Origin of the sequence: Anaerorhabdus sp., from assembly GCF_036641015.1 — a bacterium.
GTDB lineage: Bacteria > Bacillota_I > Bacilli_A > Erysipelotrichales > Erysipelotrichaceae > Anaerorhabdus.
The window spans coordinates 1-18,884 of sequence record NZ_JAVWFO010000020.1 but is presented as its reverse complement, the minus strand read 5'-3'; the positions used below and the strand labels follow the sequence as shown (position 1 = coordinate 18,884).

22 protein-coding genes and 1 tRNA gene are annotated in these 18,884 nt (G+C 31.9%); 21 read left to right on the top strand and 2 right to left on the bottom strand.

The genetic code is table 11. The annotated features are described in order from the left end of the window. Window positions 1-19: 19 nt before the first annotated feature. The 4 genes from RR430_RS04510 to RR430_RS04495 are packed head-to-tail and all read left to right on the top strand — an operon-like array spanning window position 20 to window position 2,826. Complete coding sequence (locus RR430_RS04510) at window positions 20-1,231, top strand: pyridoxal phosphate-dependent aminotransferase (RefSeq protein WP_332486894.1); 1,212 nt, start codon at window positions 20-22, stop codon at window positions 1,229-1,231. Then, window positions 1,224-1,706 carry a PTS sugar transporter subunit IIA gene (locus RR430_RS04505; RefSeq protein WP_332486893.1) on the top strand — a complete coding sequence of 161 codons (483 nt, stop codon included), beginning with the start codon at window positions 1,224-1,226 and terminating at the stop codon, window positions 1,704-1,706. The genes RR430_RS04510 and RR430_RS04505 overlap by 8 nt, the downstream gene beginning before the upstream one ends. A 20-nt stretch (window positions 1,707-1,726) precedes the next feature. Then, window positions 1,727-2,395, top strand: coding sequence for a helix-turn-helix transcriptional regulator (locus RR430_RS04500; RefSeq protein ID WP_332486892.1), 669 nt, complete (start codon window positions 1,727-1,729; stop codon window positions 2,393-2,395). 50 nt (window positions 2,396-2,445) lie between these two features. Beyond that, the gene (locus RR430_RS04495) at window positions 2,446-2,826 is read left to right on the top strand and encodes a VOC family protein (RefSeq protein ID WP_332486891.1); all 381 of its coding nucleotides are present in this window, start codon (window positions 2,446-2,448) and stop codon (window positions 2,824-2,826) included. A 133-nt stretch (window positions 2,827-2,959) separates the two neighbouring features. On the opposite strand, the gene RR430_RS04490 is transcribed toward RR430_RS04495, so the two are convergent. Continuing rightward, window positions 2,960-4,069, bottom strand: a complete 1,110-nt coding sequence (locus RR430_RS04490; protein WP_332486890.1) for an FAD:protein FMN transferase — start codon at window positions 4,067-4,069, stop codon at window positions 2,960-2,962. A 122-nt stretch (window positions 4,070-4,191) separates the two neighbouring features. On the opposite strand from RR430_RS04490, the gene RR430_RS04485 reads away from it, so the two are divergent. The 12 genes from RR430_RS04485 (at window position 4,192) to RR430_RS04430 (ending at window position 13,000) form a co-directional block, all read left to right on the top strand. Beyond that, a complete protein-coding gene (locus RR430_RS04485) occupies window positions 4,192-5,478 on the top strand; it encodes an RnfABCDGE type electron transport complex subunit C (RefSeq protein WP_332486889.1) in 1,287 nt (428 codons plus the stop codon). Between the two features lie 16 nt (window positions 5,479-5,494). Further along, window positions 5,495-7,015, top strand: coding sequence for an RnfABCDGE type electron transport complex subunit D (locus RR430_RS04480; protein WP_332486888.1), 1,521 nt, complete (start codon window positions 5,495-5,497; stop codon window positions 7,013-7,015). A 12-nt stretch (window positions 7,016-7,027) separates the two neighbouring features. Then, entirely contained in the window at window positions 7,028-7,975 is a 948-nt protein-coding gene (locus RR430_RS04475) for an FMN-binding protein (protein WP_332486887.1), read from the top strand. Window positions 7,976-7,991: 16 nt separating this feature from the next. Next, window positions 7,992-8,639: an electron transport complex subunit RsxE gene (gene rsxE, locus RR430_RS04470; RefSeq protein WP_332486886.1), complete on the top strand. Its 648-nt coding sequence runs from the start codon at window positions 7,992-7,994 to the stop codon at window positions 8,637-8,639. Between the two features lie 2 nt (window positions 8,640-8,641). Beyond that, window positions 8,642-9,217 (top strand): electron transport complex protein RnfA, encoded by a 576-nt coding sequence (locus RR430_RS04465; RefSeq protein ID WP_442878264.1) that lies wholly within the window; start codon window positions 8,642-8,644, stop codon window positions 9,215-9,217. 1 nt (window position 9,218) lies between these two features. Further along, entirely contained in the window at window positions 9,219-9,407 is a 189-nt protein-coding gene (locus tag RR430_RS04460) for a hypothetical protein (protein WP_332486885.1), read from the top strand. Then, window positions 9,400-9,672 (top strand): RnfABCDGE type electron transport complex subunit B, encoded by a 273-nt coding sequence (locus tag RR430_RS04455; RefSeq protein WP_332486884.1) that lies wholly within the window; start codon window positions 9,400-9,402, stop codon window positions 9,670-9,672. The genes RR430_RS04460 and RR430_RS04455 overlap by 8 nt, the downstream gene beginning before the upstream one ends. A gap of 82 nt (window positions 9,673-9,754) precedes the next feature. Further along, the gene (locus tag RR430_RS04450; RefSeq protein WP_332486883.1) at window positions 9,755-10,459 is read left to right on the top strand and encodes an SAF domain-containing protein; all 705 of its coding nucleotides are present in this window, start codon (window positions 9,755-9,757) and stop codon (window positions 10,457-10,459) included. 60 nt (window positions 10,460-10,519) lie between these two features. Then, on the top strand, window positions 10,520-11,773 hold the full coding sequence (locus RR430_RS04445) for a M28 family peptidase (protein ID WP_332486882.1): 1,254 nt from the start codon (window positions 10,520-10,522) through the stop codon (window positions 11,771-11,773). Beyond that, window positions 11,773-12,255, top strand: a complete 483-nt coding sequence (locus tag RR430_RS04440; protein WP_332486881.1) for a pyridoxamine 5'-phosphate oxidase family protein — start codon at window positions 11,773-11,775, stop codon at window positions 12,253-12,255. Before RR430_RS04445 ends, RR430_RS04440 begins: the two co-directional genes overlap by 1 nt. Before the next feature lie 57 nt (window positions 12,256-12,312). Continuing rightward, window positions 12,313-12,555 (top strand): DUF3781 domain-containing protein, encoded by a 243-nt coding sequence (locus RR430_RS04435; protein WP_332486880.1) that lies wholly within the window; start codon window positions 12,313-12,315, stop codon window positions 12,553-12,555. A gap of 1 nt (window position 12,556) precedes the next feature. Then, window positions 12,557-13,000: an ASCH domain-containing protein gene (locus RR430_RS04430; protein WP_332486879.1), complete on the top strand. Its 444-nt coding sequence runs from the start codon at window positions 12,557-12,559 to the stop codon at window positions 12,998-13,000. A gap of 115 nt (window positions 13,001-13,115) precedes the next feature. On the opposite strand, the gene RR430_RS04425 is transcribed toward RR430_RS04430, so the two are convergent. Then, window positions 13,116-13,191, bottom strand: a tRNA-His gene (locus tag RR430_RS04425). A 133-nt stretch (window positions 13,192-13,324) separates the two neighbouring features. Between RR430_RS04425 and RR430_RS04420 the strand changes: the two genes are divergently transcribed. The 5 genes from RR430_RS04420 to fusA all read left to right on the top strand — a co-directional run bounded on the left by RR430_RS04420 (window position 13,325) and on the right by fusA (window position 18,830). Beyond that, window positions 13,325-14,164 carry a DegV family protein gene (locus tag RR430_RS04420; RefSeq protein WP_332508717.1) on the top strand — a complete coding sequence of 280 codons (840 nt, stop codon included), beginning with the start codon at window positions 13,325-13,327 and terminating at the stop codon, window positions 14,162-14,164. A gap of 40 nt (window positions 14,165-14,204) precedes the next feature. Further along, window positions 14,205-14,885, top strand: a complete 681-nt coding sequence (locus RR430_RS04415; protein ID WP_332508715.1) for a M48 family metallopeptidase — start codon at window positions 14,205-14,207, stop codon at window positions 14,883-14,885. A 26-nt stretch (window positions 14,886-14,911) separates the two neighbouring features. Continuing rightward, a complete protein-coding gene (locus tag RR430_RS04410; protein WP_332508714.1) occupies window positions 14,912-15,778 on the top strand; it encodes a mechanosensitive ion channel family protein in 867 nt (288 codons plus the stop codon). 299 nt (window positions 15,779-16,077) lie between these two features. Then, on the top strand, window positions 16,078-16,746 hold the full coding sequence (locus RR430_RS04405) for an ankyrin repeat domain-containing protein (protein ID WP_332469961.1): 669 nt from the start codon (window positions 16,078-16,080) through the stop codon (window positions 16,744-16,746). 8 nt (window positions 16,747-16,754) lie between these two features. Continuing rightward, window positions 16,755-18,830, top strand: coding sequence for an elongation factor G (gene fusA, locus RR430_RS04400; protein ID WP_332508713.1), 2,076 nt, complete (start codon window positions 16,755-16,757; stop codon window positions 18,828-18,830). Window positions 18,831-18,884 lie beyond the last annotated feature (54 nt).

Genomic DNA, 18,884 nt, shown 5'->3' with positions numbered 1-18,884 from the left:
CTTTTAGTGAGGTAAATAGATGAAAGAGAAAATGATTGAAGCATTTAAAAAAGCAGAAGGTGGTTTGTTCTCAGCTGTTGAAAAAGCAGATGTGGGTAGTTCATACCAAGAAATGGAAAAACAAGGAGTTTCACTAATGGGCTGGGCTGATCCTTTTATGCCAGACTATTCAATGCCACCCCACATTGAAACTGCCTTGATTGAGACTATTAAAAATCCAATAGCACCTCATTATACTGCTCCTATAGGTAATGAAAAATTAAAAGAAAAAATCGCTGAAAAACTGTTAAAATATAATAAACTAGATGTTAATCCTTCAAGAAATATTTTGATTACACCGGGATCTGATTCTGGATTATACTTTGCAATACTTCCATTTATTAACGATGGAGATGAAGTTCTGATTCCCTCACCAAGTTATCCAAATAATTTCTTGGACATTCAAATTATGGGTGGTAAAGTTGTATCGGTTCCATTAAAGGAAGAGAACAACTATCAATTTGAAAGAGAAACTTTTGAAAATCTTATTACAGATAAAACAAAAATGATTTTATTAACACATCCTAATAATCCAACGACAACAGTATTTAATTTAGAATCATTAACAATACTTTCTGAATTAGTAATTAAACATGATTTGATTTTAGTTTGTGATCAAGCATTTGAAGATTATTGTTATGATAATGAATTTATTACTCCCGCGGCTATGCCAGGTACGTTTGAAAGAACAATTACGGTATTCTCATTTTCAAAAGGAATGGGATTAAGTGGATTAAGAGTTGGTTATCTAGTTTGTAGTGATGTAATTATGGATTCTATGTTTGCGAATGCTGTATCAGTATTGGGAGCAACAAATACAGCGTGCCAAATTGCGATGATAGCGGCATTAGAGAATCCTTCGTTTATGAAAGAATTTGAATCAGCATTTGATTTTAGAAGAAAGAAAGCATATGAAATAATCAATTCTATTCCTAATGTTTCTATGCAACTACCAGAATCTGGATTTTTATGTTGGGTTGATATTTCTAAATTGGGTAATTCAACAGAAATTGTTAATTACTTAGTTACGGAAGCTAAAGTATCGGTTAATGCTGGTGTTAATTACGGAGCTGGTGGAGAAGGTCATTTAAGGATTGTATTAGGTGTATATAAAGATAACCAAAGAGTTGTAGATGCACTACTTAACATAAAGGATGCATTGATTAGATTACAGGAGAATAAAAATGTTTAATTTTAAAAAGAAAAACGATTGTGAAATCGCGGCATGTTGTGATGGATTACCAATGCCGTTAGATGAAGTTAATGATCCAATGTTTTCTGGTAAAATGCTGGGTGATGGATTCGCAATTAAACCAACAAATGATTATATTGTATCTCCAATACAAGGTGAGGTAGTCTTGGTGTTTCCAACAAAACATGCCATTGGTTTGAAAAATAAAGATGGTATCGAGATTATGATTCATGTTGGTATGGATACTGTTAATGAAAATGGTAAAGGATTTGAAGTGTTTGTTAATGTGGGAGACAAAGTAAAAAAAGGAACAACACTTATTAAAATAGATAGAGAATATTTGAGTAATAAGGGGTATGATTTAACTACACCATGCATAATTACGAACATGAATATTGTAGAAAGTATCGAATTAAACTTAAATAGTAACGTAATGGGTGGTAAAACAACAGTATTAAGTTATAAAATTAAGTAAACCAAAAAGGGGTAAGCAAAATGGCAAAGCAAGCAATAGAACTAACAATTATTGATAAAGAGATATTAAATTCATATTCCAATTTAATTAATGGATTAGCGTGCTATTTAGGCAGTGGTTATGAAATAGTTTTACACAGTTTAGAAAATTTTGAACATTCTGTTATCAATATTATTAATGGCGAGCATACTGGTAGAAAAGTAGGAGCGCCTATAACAGATTTAGCATTAGATATGCTAGATAAAATTTCTAATTGTGATAATGATTATATTACTTACTTCAGTACAAATAAAAAAGGAGAACCTTTAAAGTCAACTACTATTGCGATTCGTGGTGAGAAGGGTCGAATTATTGGACTTCTTTGCATGAACTTATACTTAAACACATCTATTTCTGAAATTATTAGTACTCTTGTTCCACAAGGACAGTTAATACCAGCGCAAACATCAAAAGAAAACTTTGTTGAAAATTCAAATGAATTAATAGAATCAACGTTGGATAGTGTACGAACAAAAGTATTAAATGATTCAAGCATTGCACCATCAAATAAGAATAAAATGATTGTCTATATATTAGATGATTATGGAATATTCAATATTAAGGATGCAGTTATTAAAATTGCGGATATATTAGAAATTTCAAAGAATACGGTATATATGCATTTAAGAAATAAACATCAAAGTCATTAGTTATTATTTGATGTATTAAACTTGTATAATGAACATATGGAGATTTACTTATGAATAAAATTAAAAAGATTGATCATTTTGTTATTACAACCGCTAATGCTGATAAGTGTTTTTGTTTTTATGATTTACTTGGATTTAAAGTAGTTAAGCTTGGTAGTCATGGAGAACTATATGCAGGTGATTTTAAAATAAATGTTCATTACAAAGGGTTTGAATTATTTCCTCATGCTAAAAATATAAAAGTAGGTAGTGCTGATTTATGCTTTGAGATAAGTGGAAATATAGATGATTTCAAAGATGAATTAGAATGCAAAGGGATAGAAATTGAAGAGGGTGTAGTAAATAGAAGTGGAGTAAATGGATCAATGAGATCAATTTACTTAAGAGATCCTGATGGTAACTTAATTGAATTTAGTAGTTATAATAAATAATTATATTAAATATTAAAAAAGATTCTTATGTACCTCAATGCATAGTATTATCATTTGATTGTGATAAAGCTTGCTTGTTGTATGCTAAGAATCTTTTATTGTAAATAAAACAACTAAGATTTGGTTCTTGTTGCTATTTCGTAATTAGCTCAATAGAATCTTTGAGATTATCAGTATAGACACATAAGTAATTACCAGCCATCATAGTATTCTCTGAAAGAACTTCTTGATTTGGATCCATTAACCAGACTGCAGAGACGGGAGCATCTGGGTGCTCATTATTGTATTTATTTATTAGTGCTAATCCTTCTTCGTAAGGTAGTGTAAATAATGTTGTACTTAGAGCATCTGCAACAGCACTATTAGGTGTAATGATTGTTACAGAATGGAAATGATCTGCTGGAAAATTTGTACGAGGATCGATAATGTGGTGATAGAATTTTCCATCTTCAGCAATATAATAGCGTTGATAATCACCACTGGTTACAAAAGATGCAGTACCTTTACTTTCGACAACTAGTGTAGTTCCGTTTGCTTCGGGATTTTCAATTTGTACTCGCCATGGTTTGTCTCCTTGTTTAGTACCAATTGTTCTTGTATTGCCTCCAGCATTTACAACACCAGTAGTAACTCCTATACTTTCTAATTCTGTTGCGATAGATTCAGCAGCAAATCCTTTTGCAATTCCACCTACATCTAATGAAACACAAGGGTTATTTATATAAACTGTATTTTTTTCATCATCGATTTCAATGTTATTCCAACCTGAACAAGCTTTGGCTGCTTCTAATTCTTCAAGAGATGGGATTCTACCGAATTCACCTTCATTCATATAAAGTAAACCTTCTTCACGATATTTGTGCCAAACTTTTAAGAGTGCACCCATAGTAATATCTAATTCACCATCAGATAAATCATAGAATTCTTTTGCAACATTTAGCATGTCTATAATAGATTGATCTACTTCAACTGGAGCGATTCCAGCTTGATCATTTATTGTTTTTAAATTGTTTACACCTTCATATGTATGATAGATATCAAAGTATTGATTTAGCTCTTTAAATTTATCAATTGAGATTGTGAAAATTTCATCAAACTTTTCTTGCGATTCTGCTTGTGCTTGAATTGTTATAAATGTATCAAAACCAGCATCAATAGAGGTATTTGAGTAAGTCTCTAGCTTCTTATTTTGGCATCCAACACAAAGTGTTAAAACCATGATTAATACTAATATTTTTTTCATTTTTATCACCTCGGTAATTATAGCATAAAGGTCAAAACTTTTATAGAAAATAGTATCTAACAATGTTATAATGGGTGCGAAGTCTTTTTTTGACTGGATTATGAAAGAAAGGAATAAGAAAAATGTCATTTATTATTGGTCCAATGCGCAAACATGTTGATGGACATAAGGAACTTACAAGTCATAACGAAGTTGTAAATCTTAGTCCAAACACAGTTGCTATTCCATTGGTAAGTGGAGCTATGACAGCTGACTTATTAGTGAAAGAAGGAGATAAAGTAAATGTTGGAACTAAAATTGCTCAATGCAATGGTAATTTTACTATTCCAATGTTTAGCCCTGTTTCAGGTACTGTTAAAGGTGTACAGCAAATAATGCACTCATGGTTAAAACCAGTTGATCATTTAGTTATTGAAAACGATCAACATTACACATTTGAAGCACCATTTGCACCGTTAGATTTTGAAAAAGCGTCACGTGAAGAATTAGTTGAATTTACTAAAAATGCTGGAATTGTTGGTTGTGGAGGTGCAGGTTTCCCTACGTATGTAAAATACAAATTTGCAAAAGACATCCAATTATTAATTATTAATGCAGTTGAGTGTGAACCTTACATTACAGCAGATTATAAAGTAATGAAAGCACATCTAGATGATTTAGTTTTAGGAACAAGAGCATTATTAAAAATGTCTGGTGCGCCTAAAGCACAAGTAGCAATAAAAGTTACTAAGAAGGATTTTATTCCTGAATTAAAAGAAGCATTTAAGGCTTACTCAAATATAGAAGTAGTTGCTGTTCCTGATGTTTACCCAATGGGTTGGGAAAGAACGCTTGTTTATGAGTTAACTAAGAAACGTTATGATAAACTTCCTAGTGAATGTGGATGTATCGTGAATAATGCGACAACAGCAGTGGCTATGGCTCAAGCGTTAAGAGAAGGAAAACCAATCGTTGAAAAAATCATTACTGTAAGTGGAGATGGTATCAAAACTCCAAGTAATGTTAAAGTTCCAGTGGGTGTAAGTGCAAAAGAGGTTGTAGAAGTTTGTGGTGGGTATACATCAGAAGAAATTCTTCTTATTGCAGGAGGACCTATGATGGGTAAAACAATTACAAGTGATGCATTTGTAATTGCTCCTTATTCAAATGCATTGACAGTATTCATCAATAAACCAGTTGAAGCAATCAAATGTTTACGTTGTGGTAAATGCTCAGATCATTGCCCTGCAGGTCTTCAACCAGTACGTATAAATAATGCTGCAAAAGTTAATAATGTAGAATTACTTGAAAAATTAAATTATGATGCTTGTATCGAATGTGGTATGTGTACATATATCTGTCCATCTAAGATTGATGTTACAGAAGGTGTACGTAAAGCAAAACGCTATATGGCGTTAAAGAAGAAATAGGGAGGGGAAAATAACGATGAAATTTACATTTAAACCATCTCCAAACTATCGTGATAAACAATCTACTCATTCAATTATGATGGAGCTAGCTCTTGGTTTATTAGTTGTATTTGGATTCTCTGTTTATTATTATTTTACAGAGTTTGGTTCACAATATGGAATTCGTGCGATTGGCTTATTAGCTACTGCTTTAGTAGCTGCTTATGCAACTGAAGCAATTTGGTATGCATTTAGTAAGAAAAATGTTGCGAAAGAAATTAAAAATTCATTCCCAGCAATTACTGCAATTATTCTTACTTTAATGGTTTCTATTAATACTAGTTATTATGCATTAGCTATTTCTACTATTATAGCAATTCTATTTGGTAAGTTAGTATTTGGTGGATTTGGTCAAAACGTATTCAATCCAGCGGCTATCGGTCGTGCGGTGTTAATGACAAGTTTTGCAGGATCAGTTGCTGTTGATTTTGCAACTAGTGCTACTCCTACTGCGGCATATGCTTCAGCAGGATGGATTAGTAGTTCTCAAACAGCATTTGATGCATTTGTAGCTAACTTTGGTGGGATGTCTAACATGTTTGTTGGATTCTATCCAGGGGCTCTTGGTGAAACAAGTGCATTAGTAATTATCTTAGTAGGTATTTATTTAGCAGTTAGAAAAGTTATTGACTGGAGAGTTCCAGTTACATATGTAGTAACAATGTTTGCATTGACATTTATTGTTGGAGCAATGCATGGTCAAGGATTATATTACCCATTATTCCATCTATTATCTGGTGGTGCATTATTTGGAGCTGTATTTATGATGACAGATCCAGTTACAAACCCAACTAGTGCGGTAGGTAGAATTATCTTTGCAATGGGTTGTGCAATCTTAACTGTTGTTATCCGTCTTAAAGCTAATCTTCCAGAAGGTGTTCTATATTCTATCTTATTGATGAATATGTTGACTCCTGCAATTGAAAGATTAACTGATGGAAACCAAATTAAAATGGTTAAGAAGAATATTATTTCAATTTGTATTGTAGGTGTTGTAGGTATTGCTTCTGTTGCTGCTTGCGGACTTGCAATTAGTGCGAAAGAAACAACTGGGACTGAAACAGGAACTACTGAAGAAGGTGGATCTACTGATGTTCCAACATTAGCTTTAGGAAATCCAGTGGCATTAGATGCAGACTTTGCTATGTTTGATGCAAAAGTTGAATCTAGTGAGGGTGGAGTTTATACAGTTAAGGTTAAAGGTTATGGATTAATTGATCCAGAAGGCCATGCTGGTGAATCTGGAATTGAATATACAAGAAACGTATTTGAAGTTGAGATTAATCCAGAAACAAATGAAATTATGAGTATTAAAAATACTACATTCGGTGATACTCCAGGTATTGGTGATAAAGGATTAGATCAATATTTAGAAACATTTGTTGGTTTAAATACAACAGATACAACACAAGAAGTTGATACAATCACTGGTGCTACTTGGACAAGTGAATCAGTAGTTGCTTCAATACAAGCTGCAATTAATGCAGTGAATGAGTAAGGGGGAACGATAATGAAGAAAATACTTTATTTAACTTGTTTCCTAGCTGTAATAAGTGCAATTGCAGGTGGTGCATTAGCTTATGTTAATAGTATTACTGCTCCAATCATCCAAGAAATGGGCATTGCAGCTGAAAAGGAAAATTTAGAATTAATGTTCCCAGGTGCTGAGTTTGCAGAAATTGATTATGTTGATGAAACAGGATTTGTTAAAGGTGCATTCGAAGCAGTAGGACAAGGATACATTTATAAAGTTGAAACTAATGGTTATAGTTCAACTCCAATTATCTTCATGATTGCATTTGATAATGATGGTAAAGTAGTTGGATTTACACCACTTCAACAACAAGAAACAAGTGGATTTGGTAGTCGTGTATTCGAGGAAGGATATACAAGCCAAGTTATTGGAAAAACATCAGCAGATGGTTTCCCACTATTATCAGGCGCAACAGTAACAAGTACGGCTGTGGTAGATGGAATCAATGCTGCTAAAGCTATCTTCAATGATATGAAGGGTATTACAGCAGATCCAAATGCTCCTGCTGAACCGGTAGCACCAACATTATCTTTAGGAAACCCAGTTGCCTTAGATTCTGATTTAACTAGATTTGATGCGAAGGTAGAAGAAATTGGTGATGGTGTTTATTTGGTAAGAGTTAAAGGTTACGGTTTGATTGATCCAGAAGGTCATGCAGGTGAATCTAGTGTTGAATATGCAAGAAATGAATTTGAAGTTACAATCGATAAATCAACAATGAAGGTTGTAAGTGTTAAAAATACTACATTTGGAGATACACCAAAAATTGGTGACTCTGCTGTAAGCGAAGATTACTTAGTATTATTCAATGATTTAGATGGAACTGATATGACGCAAGAAATAGATACAGTTACTGCTGCAACATGGACTAGTAAGTCAGTTGTAGCTGCTGTACAAGCTGCACTAAATGCAGCTAATCAATAAGAAGGGGGAAAACACAATGAATAGAATGAAAAATTTCACTGCTGGATTCCTTCGTGAAAATCCAGTATTTGGGTTATATCTTGGCTTATGTTCAGTATTAGCTATTTCAACAAATATTAACAATGCAATAGGTATGGGTGTAGCGGTAATTGCTGTACTTGTAGTATCAAATGTAGTAATCTCAGCAATGCGTAAAATCATTCCTGATGAAATACGTATTCCAGTATATATCGTAATTATTGCAACGCTTGTAACAGTAGTAGAAATGCTTATTCATGCATTTGCTCCAAGTTTATACTCAGCATTAGGTGCATTCATTAACTTGATTGTAGTTAACTGTATTATCTTAGGACGTGCTGAAGCATTTGCTAATAAAAATGGTGTGTTTGATTCAGCGTTAGATGGTATTGGTATGGGACTTGGGTATACTGTTAGCTTGCTTGCTATTGCAGTAATTCGTCAATTACTTGGAACAGGGGCACTAAGCTTCTCAAATCCATTTACAAACGAAATTATCTTTAATTTCCAAATCATTCCAGTTGGATATGAAATACCATTATTCACAACAGCAACAGGAGCTTTCTTAACATTCGCTCTATTAGCTGCTGCATTATCTGCTTATAATGCTAAGCAAGCAGAAAAAGAAAAAAAGGAGGCTAAATAATTATGACTGAAATGTTTTCTATGTTTTTAGCCGCAGTATTAATTAATAACATCGTATTATCTAAATTCTTAGGTATGTGTCCATTCTTAGGAGTATCTAAGAAATTAAGTTCTGCTATAGGTATGGGAGCTGCTGTAATCTTTGTTATATTTGGTGCTTCTATATTCACATATGCTATTTATTATTTAGTTCTTGAGCCAAATAATTTAGGTTATATGAAATTAATTACATTTATTTTAGTAATTGCAGCATTTGTTCAATTTACTGAAATGGTAATTAAAAAGTATTCTCCAAGCTTATATAAAGCTTTAGGAATTTACTTACCATTAATCACAACTAATTGCGCGGTATTATTCGTTGCGTTAGACAACATCACTTCTAAACTTAATTTTACTGAAATGTTAGTAAATTCAATTGCAGTTCCAGCAGGTTTCATGTTAGTGTTGGTTATCTTCTCAACTATTCGTGAACGTTTAGACACAGCAGATATTCCAAACGCATTTAAAGGAAATCCAATTGCGTTAATTGTTGCGGCTGTTATGGCTTTAGCATTTAGTGCATTTGCAGGGTTAGTATAAAATGCTAGTTGCTTTTCTTGTCTTTGCGGCATTAGCTGCAGGATATGGAATACTATATTACATGAATCATAAAACACCAGTCCCTGCGGGCTGTGAGAATTTAAAAGCAGAGTGTGATGGATGCAAAGTTACTTCATGTGAAATGCATCCAGTACATGATACAAGTAAAGGAGAAAAAGAAAATGATTGAAGCAATCATAATGATGTTAGTAGTTGGTGCAGTACTAGGTGCAGCACTTGGTGTTGCAAATAAAGTTTTCTATGTTGCACCTGACACACGTGTTGATGATGTTACTACAATGCTACCTGGTTATAACTGTGGTGGTTGTGGTTTCCCAGGATGTTCTGGTTTAGCTGAAGCACTAGTTAGCGGTGAAGCACAAGTAACATTATGCAAACCTTCTAAACAAGATGCTAAGGATAAAATTACTGAATATCTAAATAATATTAAATAATGCGAAAAGAAGAACTGAAAATGTTCTTCTTTTTTTAGGATTGACATGAATTTCTACATATAAATATGTAGGAGGTTTTCAAATGAAAAAGATAATTGCATGTGTTTTAGTAATAATATTAATAATTATCGCTGATTTTTATTTAATCGATTATTTAAGTGTTAAGAAAATAAATTTGGTTGATGTTTATGTTGCATCACGAACGATTAATCCACGAGAAATAATTAAAGAAAGTGATATTAAAACTATTAAAATTGCAAATGATTATGTATTACCCGGTGTAATACATAATAGAGAAGACATTGTAGGTAAAATAACATCACTTCAAGGATTAATAGTAAAAGATTCTATGTTTTATTCGGAACAGTTAGATGATATAGATAAGATTCCTGATTCTGCTGTACCGCTATTAGAAAAGAATCAAGTGGCTTTCACTCTTACAAATGAATCAGGTAATTTAGATACTACATCTTTTGTGGTAGGACAATCAATTGATATTTATGTTTCAATACAACAAAGAAATGAAAAACCTGTTTTTGATTTGTTATTGGAATCTGTGAGAATTGTCTCAATTAAGGATCGTAAAGGAATTGAAATAAGTTCAGTTGAAAGTACGGGTACTCCATTTTCATTAACATTTGCAATTAATCAAGATGTAATAAGTATTTTATCGCTAGCAAATAAAATAGGTGAATTAGAAATATATTCATCGAAAAATAGTTATCAAAATAATCCATCAAAATTAAATAAAGATTCTAAGATATTGCCATATCTTGTACAACAATAGATACTAGATATCCCCTTAAAAAAGAAGTATACTTGTTTTAATATATTGGAGGGGAAAACTATGAATCAAAAGAAAACTGTAGCATTACTAAAAGAAATGTCATTTGAAAGATTTGGTGGGACTAAAGATGAATTAAAGGCTGCTAAACTAATTCAAAAATATTTAAAGGAATTAAAGTTAGAATCTAAACTTGAATCATTTACAGTTCAAACTAGTAATATTAAGAAAGCTAAATTAGAAGTATTGGAACCTATTAAAATGGAGATTCCTTGTACTGCTTACATGTGTTGTGCTAATACATCTGTCAAAGGATTAGAGGGTGAATTCTATTACTTTGAACAAGCTAGTGAAGTGAATCTAAAAGAAGCTAAAGGAAAAATATGTTTAGTTAATGGTTATGTAGGTAAGAAGTTATACAAAGAGTTTGTAAAAGCTGGAGCACTTGCATTTATATCATTTAATGGAGAAGTAGATTTTCCAGATGCATATGATTTAGATAAAAGAGAATTAAGAGAACCACTTGCTGAAATTAAGAGAATGCCAGCTGTAAATATCTTAATCAAAGATGCAGTTAAATTAATTGAATGCAGTGTATCAAAAGTAAGAATTACAACTATTCAAGAACCAGGTAAAGCTAAATCAAATAATGTTATTTGTGATATTAATGGAACAGATGGTAAAGATACAATTGTGGTTACTGCTCATTATGACTCAGTGCCATTCTCTAAAGGAGCTTATGACAATGCGACTGGGTCTGTATGCTTATATGCAATGGCAGAATACTTTAGCAAAAATCAACCCAAACATAATGTTAAGTTTATTTGGTGTGGATCTGAAGAAAGAGGATTACTAGGATCAAAAGCATTTGTTGAAAAACATAAAAAAGAATTAGATTCAATTAAACTATGTGTCAATATTGATATGATTGGTTCAACACTAGGTAAAAGAATCGCTGTATGTACAGCTGATATGAGTCTAGTTAACTGTATTGATTATTTGGGTAAAGTAGTAGGTTTCTCTGTAAATGCCTCACAAGGCGTGTATTCTAGTGATTCTACGCCATTTGCTGATGCAGGAGTACCTTCGCTATCATTTGCAAGAGCAACTCCTAAAGGTGGAGGAGATATTCACCACCGTTATGATGTTTTAGAACATCTAAATGATAAATATTTAATGGAAGACATACAATTTATCTTAGAGTTTACTAAGCGTATGGCGAATGCGTATATTATTCCAGTTCCTAGAGATATTCCACAAAATATGAAAGATGAAATAGATGCTTATTTTTGTAGGGAAAAAGAGGAAAAGAAATAATGTTTAGAGAACTAAGAAGAAATAAACAATATCTTACAAATGATGAAAGTATCGATATCCTTAATAAAGCTACTTCAGGTGTTTTAGCTGTTTTGGGTGATGAAGACTATCCTTATGCAGTACCACTAAGTTTTGTATATGCTGATAACAAGATTTATTTTCATTGTGCAAAAGCAGGTCATAAATTAGATGCAATTGAAAAACATGATAAAGTATCGTTTTGTATTATTGAAAAAGATGAGATTATTCCAGAAGAATATACTACTTACTTTAGAAGCGTTATTGTATTTGGAAAAGCGCATGTTATCAAAGATATAAATAACAAAAGAAAAGCAATTGAACTATTAGTTAAAAAATATTCACCAAATGAAGTTGAATTTGAAAAAGAAATCGAAGGTTCATTTGAATTCATGCATATGATACAAATTGATATTGATCATATGACAGGAAAAGAAGCAAAAGAATTGGCTATGAAAAAATAGATGTAGATTCCGTTATTATTTTAATAACGGAATTTCTGCATTATTGGGGAGGGCAATGTGCATTCAAAAGAAGTTCTAGCTAAAAATTTACATACAACTACTTTAGGAGTTGAGCGTTGTCAAAGAAATTTGAATATAAATTCAGATGTAATTATCCTTTGTAGAAATATAATACTCAATAATAATAGTGAAGTAATTGTACAAGGAAAAAATCATTATGTTTCATTAGAGGATACAATATTAACAATCAATACAAAAAGCTTCACATTAATTACAGCCCATAGGAAAAAGAGGAAATAATATGAATGCAATTGAACTTTGGAATGAGTTTAAAATGAAATGTAATATAGATACCGATGAATATGAAGCATGGGCTTTTGGCGCAAGTCCAGATAAACTTTTAGATTTAGTTGTTCAAGGGAAAAAAAGAGCTACTGCTTCTTGCAATCGCCTGTATGAGTTAAATATTGATCCACTACCTGAAATTGGAGGATATAGTGTTCTTTTAGATTCAAATGGTGATGCGAAATGTATTATTCAAACAACCTCATTAACTTATGTTCCTTTTAAGGAAGTCGATGAAGTATTTGCTAAAAAAGAAGGAGAAGGTGATGAATCACTTGCGTATTGGAGAAAAGTACATAAAGAGTTTTTTACAAATTGTTTAAATGAGATAGACGAATTATTTACTGAAGACATGATTGTTGTGTGTGAAGAATTTAAAGTTGTTTATAAAATTATATAGAAATTCACTGATTGTAAAGGAATTCAAAATAAAATCGAGAAATTTATGGCAATAGAATGGCAATAGAAAAAGAAGATATAAAAAAAGTCCCGTAAATAGGGACTTAATTAGCAAATGGGGCGACTGAGGGGAATCGAACCCCCGAATGTCAGAGCCACAATCTGATGTGTTAACCACTTCACCACAACCGCCATGTGCATTACTTATATTACATTATTTAAAGGTGTTTGTAAAGTGAAAAATAGTATAAAGTGCACCTAGTTATCATGACAACATGGTATATACTAGGAACTATGATATAATTACTACTTGAGGTGGACTTTAATGAAAAAAATAGCTGTACTTGTAGATTCGTCTGCAGATATTACAAATGAAGAAGCAAAAACACTTGGTCTTGAAGTAATCCGTATGCCATTAACTATTAATGGTGAAGATGTAATGGAAACAGATGGTATCTCTGACAAAGATTTTATTCAAAAAATGAAAGATGGTGCTACTGTAAAGACTTCACAACCACTTTTAGGAAATCTTGTTTTTAAGTGGAAAGAATTACTTGAAACATATGATGGGGTATTATTTTTACCTATTTCATCTAGATTAAGTGGAACATATAACAGTGCTGTATTAGCAAGTAAAGAATTTGATGGGAAAGTTGTTGTAGTTGATGCTAAAATGGCATGTTGTCCAGTACAAGCGATTGCGATTGATGCGAAAAATATGGCAGAAAAAGGTTATAGTTTAGAGGAAATCAAGAACAAAATTGAAAATGAAACATATATGTTTGCATGCATTATTCCAGAAACTCTAACATACTTAAAAAATGGTGGTCGTATTTCTCCTGCCGCAGCAGCGTTAGGTAACTTATTAAAAATAATTCCTATTCTTAAAGTAGAAGATGGATATATAGATGTAAGTGATAAAGTACGTACTACAAAGAAAGCTTATATGGCTGGTATTGAAAAAACTGTTAATGTTGATAATCCAGAAGATTATTATTGGTTTGTGGTTCATTCTGATTGTGAAGAACTAGCAAAAGAATATAAAGCTGTTGTAGAAGAGAAAACACATCAAGAAGTTCAAATTAAACCAATACGTGCTATTATTATGGCACATACTGGACCTGGAACTTTGGGCGTATGTAGAGTAAAGAAAATAAAATATTAATTCAGCTAAATGCTGAATTTTTAAATTGTCGAGGTGAATTATGAAAATATTATTAAATGATTCAGAATTCAATGTTGAGATTGAGAGAAAACGAATTAAAAACATGTATTTGCGCGTACGTTTAGATCATACACTTTTTATTACGGCTCATTCATCTGTTCCACAACGTCAAATTGAAGCATTTATTCAATCACGTAAAGATTGGATATTAAAAACCTTTGAAAAAGAAACGAAACGAGAGAAACAAAATCGTAAGGGAATTAATGGACCTATACTATTTCTATTAGGTGAGAAGAAATATGTTAGATATGAAATAGCTAAAAGAAGTCATGTGTTATTAGATGAAGATGTTATTACATTTTATGTACCAGAAATAAATGATTCAGAAATTATGAAAGCATTCCAAAACTTTGCTAAGCCATATCTAATGAAAATATTAGATATTCAAAGAGTGAGATGGGATCGCGTAATGGAAATGTATCGTGTTAATTTGCCAACTATAAAAATTAAATCTATGACCTCTAAATGGGGTAGTTGTTTAGTTGAAAAATCTTTGATAACAATGAATTTGTCATTAATACACTATCCATTAGAATGTATTGATTATGTTTTATGGCATGAGTATGTTCATTTAATTGTACCTAATCATTCTAAACGTTTTTATGATTTATTGGCTCACCACATGCCAGAGTATAAAACAGCTAAAGATAAGCTAATATGATAAAATATAAATGAGGAGAAATTCTTATGAAAGAAATTATGAGTTTAGGGAATGAATATTTTACCAATGGATATTTGGGGTCATTAATTTACGCTATTATTATTTGGATAATTGGAGCAATTATCAAAAAGTATGCATATCGATTTTTTAATCATAAAATAGAAAAATATGGGAAAGCACAGGCTACGACATATACCTTTGCAAAGAATACTGTTAAAGGTGTTGTAAATGTTATAGTGATATTTCTATGTCTAATGGAAGTAAAAGCATTTCACCGCTTAGGAGCTGCTATGTTAGGGGCTTCTGGTATCTTAGCTGTTGTATTAGGACTTGCAGCACAAGAATCTATGTCTAATTTTATAGGAGGCTTTTTATTGTCTTTTTATAAACCATTTAAAGTAGGTGATTTAATTAGCATATCAGAAAAAAATCTAGTTGGAACAGTTGAAGATATTGGCTTAAGGCATACGATTATTAAAACTTTTTCAAATTCAATGATTGTTGTACCTAATAGTGTAATGAATTCTGCAATTATAGAAAATAAAAATAATGATAATTCAAGATTTTGTAATTTCATAACTTTTGGAATTAGCTATCAAAGTGATATTGATAAAGCTATTAAAATAATTCAAGATATTGCATCCAAACATGAAGATTGTCTAGATGTACGAAGTAAAAAAGATAAAGATAATAATGTACCGCAAGTAAAAGTATTAGTTACAGGATTGAAAGACTATTATGTTGAGTTAAGAGCTTCGGTTTATAGCAAAGATGCAAATATAGGATTTACACTTAGTTGCGAAATTAGAAAAGAAATTAAAGAGGCATTTGATAAGGAGGGTATTGTGTTACCATATCCTACACGACTAGTCTATACAAAGAGTAATGATTGAAAATAATTTCATAAAAGATAGTGAATTCTAAGTGAAAGTTGAAGAAAATGTCAAAAGGCTATTGATATTAATTTTTAATCAATTAAAATGAAAGTATAAAGAACCTTTGAATGGAGTGAAGATCATGAGAAAACAAGTTAAACCTGTTTTCATTGTTCAAAAAACTGATTTCTATGATGTTAAAAAACCTGTTTTCAACGGGGTTCAAGGGAAAATTGTGTATCATTTTTAAGATGGGCGTAAATATGTCCATCTTTTTTGTTACACAGTTGTTTGAGAAATAAAAGGAGGAAAATATTATGGATCAAACAAACAAAGATTTTTTCGAAGCAGCAGCAAATGGTGACTTTGCAAAGGTATGTGCTGCAGTATCAAAAGGCGCTAATGTAAATGTTAGCAATGGTGATGGAAGAACTGCATTGATGCGTGCTTCTAAACGTGGTTATGAAGATATCGTTCGTTTCTTATTAGATAATGGTGCAGATACACGAGCAAGAGATAAAAATAATAAAACAGCATTAATGGGTGCAGCTAAAAAAGGACATCTTGAAATCGTTAAAATGTTAGTTGAAGCTGGAGCAGATCCAAATTCTCATGATAACAAGGGACGTACAGCACTTATGCGTGCGGCATTCCTTGGTCAAATTGATGTCTTAGAATATTTGTATGGTAAAGGTGCAGATGTTAATAAAACAGATGATGAAGGAAGAACAGCATTAATGGAAGCTGTGAATGCATTTAAATTAGATTGTATTAAATTCTTAATTGATTCAGGAGCAAGTTTAAATGTTCAAGATAATAAAGGATGTACAGCACTTATGCGTGCAAGTTATGGAGGATACCTTGATTTAATTAAATATTTATTGGAACATGGAGCTGACAAAGAATTGTTAGATAATGAAGGCAATAAAGCAATTCATTATGTTCGTAAAGAAAACTTTGAAGAATTGAAAGAGTATTTGAAGTAGGTGGACATATGAGAGACTATCTAGCGAATGAAGTAAGAAATATTGTATTACTAGGTCATAGTGGTTCAGGAAAAACAAGTGTTGTTGAAGCTGCATTATACTATACAAAGAATACTGATCGTATGGGATCTACGATAGATGGAACAAGCACACTTGATTATGATGCAGAAGAAGTAAAACGTGGATTATCAGTTTATACTTCACTTGCACCAATTGAATGGAAAGACTGCAAAATTAATTTTATCGATACTCCGGGTTATATGGATTACGAAGGAGAAATGTTAAGCGGATTGGCAGTTGGTGATAACGCTTTAATTGTAGTTGGTGCTAAAGAAGGAGTACAATCAGGTACAGAAAAAGCATGGAAATTAGTAACAAAACGTAAACTTCCTACTATTTTCTTTATTAACAAAATTGATGAAGAAAATGCTTCTTTTGACAATACATATAATCAATTACGTGAATCATTTGGGAAAACAGTTATTCCATTTGAAGTACCAATTATTGAAGGTGGTAAAGTAGTAGGTAGTGTTAATATTTTAAGAAATAAAGCATGGTACCATAATGATAAAATTGAACCAAAAGATGTACCAGATGATATGAAAGATATCGTTGAAGAATATTACAATCAAATTGCAGAAGCAATTGCAATGACTGACGATACACTAATGGAAAAATTCTTCTCAGGTGAACGCTTTGATGAAGTTGAAGTAGCTAAAGGTTTAAGAATTGGTGTTCGTAATGGTGACATTCGTCCGGTATATTGTGGAAGTGCAATTAATCAAACTGGTATTGAAAGATTAATGGATCTTATTACTGAGTATTTCCCAAGTTATGCAGAAATTGGACATGTTCATGCATATAATGAAAAGGGAGAAATTATTGATTTAGAAACAAATGAAAAAGAAGCAATGTCAGCAATGGTATTTAAAACAATTGTTGACCCATTTGTAGGTAAGATTTCATTTATCAAAGTCATGACTGGAGTTTTAAGTAGTGATTCTCAAGTAATAAATGCGCAAAAAGGAGAAGTTGAAAAACTATCTCAAATATTTGTTATTAAGGGAAAATATCAAGTTGCAATTGGTAAGTTATTTACAGGAGATATTGGAGCTGTAGTTAAATTACAATATACAGATACTAATGATACATTATGTACAAAGAATAAGATTGTTACATTTGATGCAATTGAATTTCCTCAACCAATGTTAGGTGTAGCTATTTGGCCAAAAACAAAGGCAGATGAAGATAAATTAAGTTTTGGATTAGCAAAAATGACTGAAGAAGATCCATCTGTTAAGATTGTTAAAAATGCTGAAACAAAAGAAACAATTGTATACGGCATGGGTGATCAACATATTACAGTTATTCTTAATAAATTAAAATCTAAATATAAAGTTGAAGTAGAAACAACAAAGCCAAAAGTTCAATATCGAGAAACAATTCGTGCTAAAGCAGAAGCAGAAGGTAAACATAAAAAACAATCAGGTGGAGCAGGTCAATATGGACATGTTAAGATTCGTTTTGAACCATGTGAAGCTGAAGAAATGATATTTGAAGAAGAAGTGTTTGGTGGAGCAGTACCTCGTCAATACTTCCCAGCAGTAGAAGTTGGACTTCGTGAATGTATGGAAAAAGGTGTACTTGCTGGATATAAAGTAGTAGGAGTAAAAGCAGTCTTATATGATGGTTCTTATCATGAAGTTGACTCAAAAGAAATTGCTTTTAAATCTGCGGCTCGTTTAGCATATAAAGATGGTATGCCTAAAGCAAAACCAATTCTACTTGAACCAATTGGAAAAGTAGATGTAATCGCTCCTGAAGAATATACTGGAACTATTATTGGTGATTTTAATAAACGTCGTGGTATGATTATTGATACTGCAATGGTTGATGAAAAAGATCAAAAGATCACTGCCGAAGTTCCTATGGCAGAAATGCAAGTCTATGCAACTGAATTACGTAGTATGACTCAAGGTAGAGGAAGTTATTATATTGAATTTGATCGGTATGAACCAGCACCTCAACCTGTAGCAGATAAAGTAATTAAAGAAACAGTGAAAGCTAAAGAGGAAGAAGAATAAAAGGTTCTTTAAAATCTAGTGTTGGTGGAGAAGAAACCAAGTAAATTAGTATAG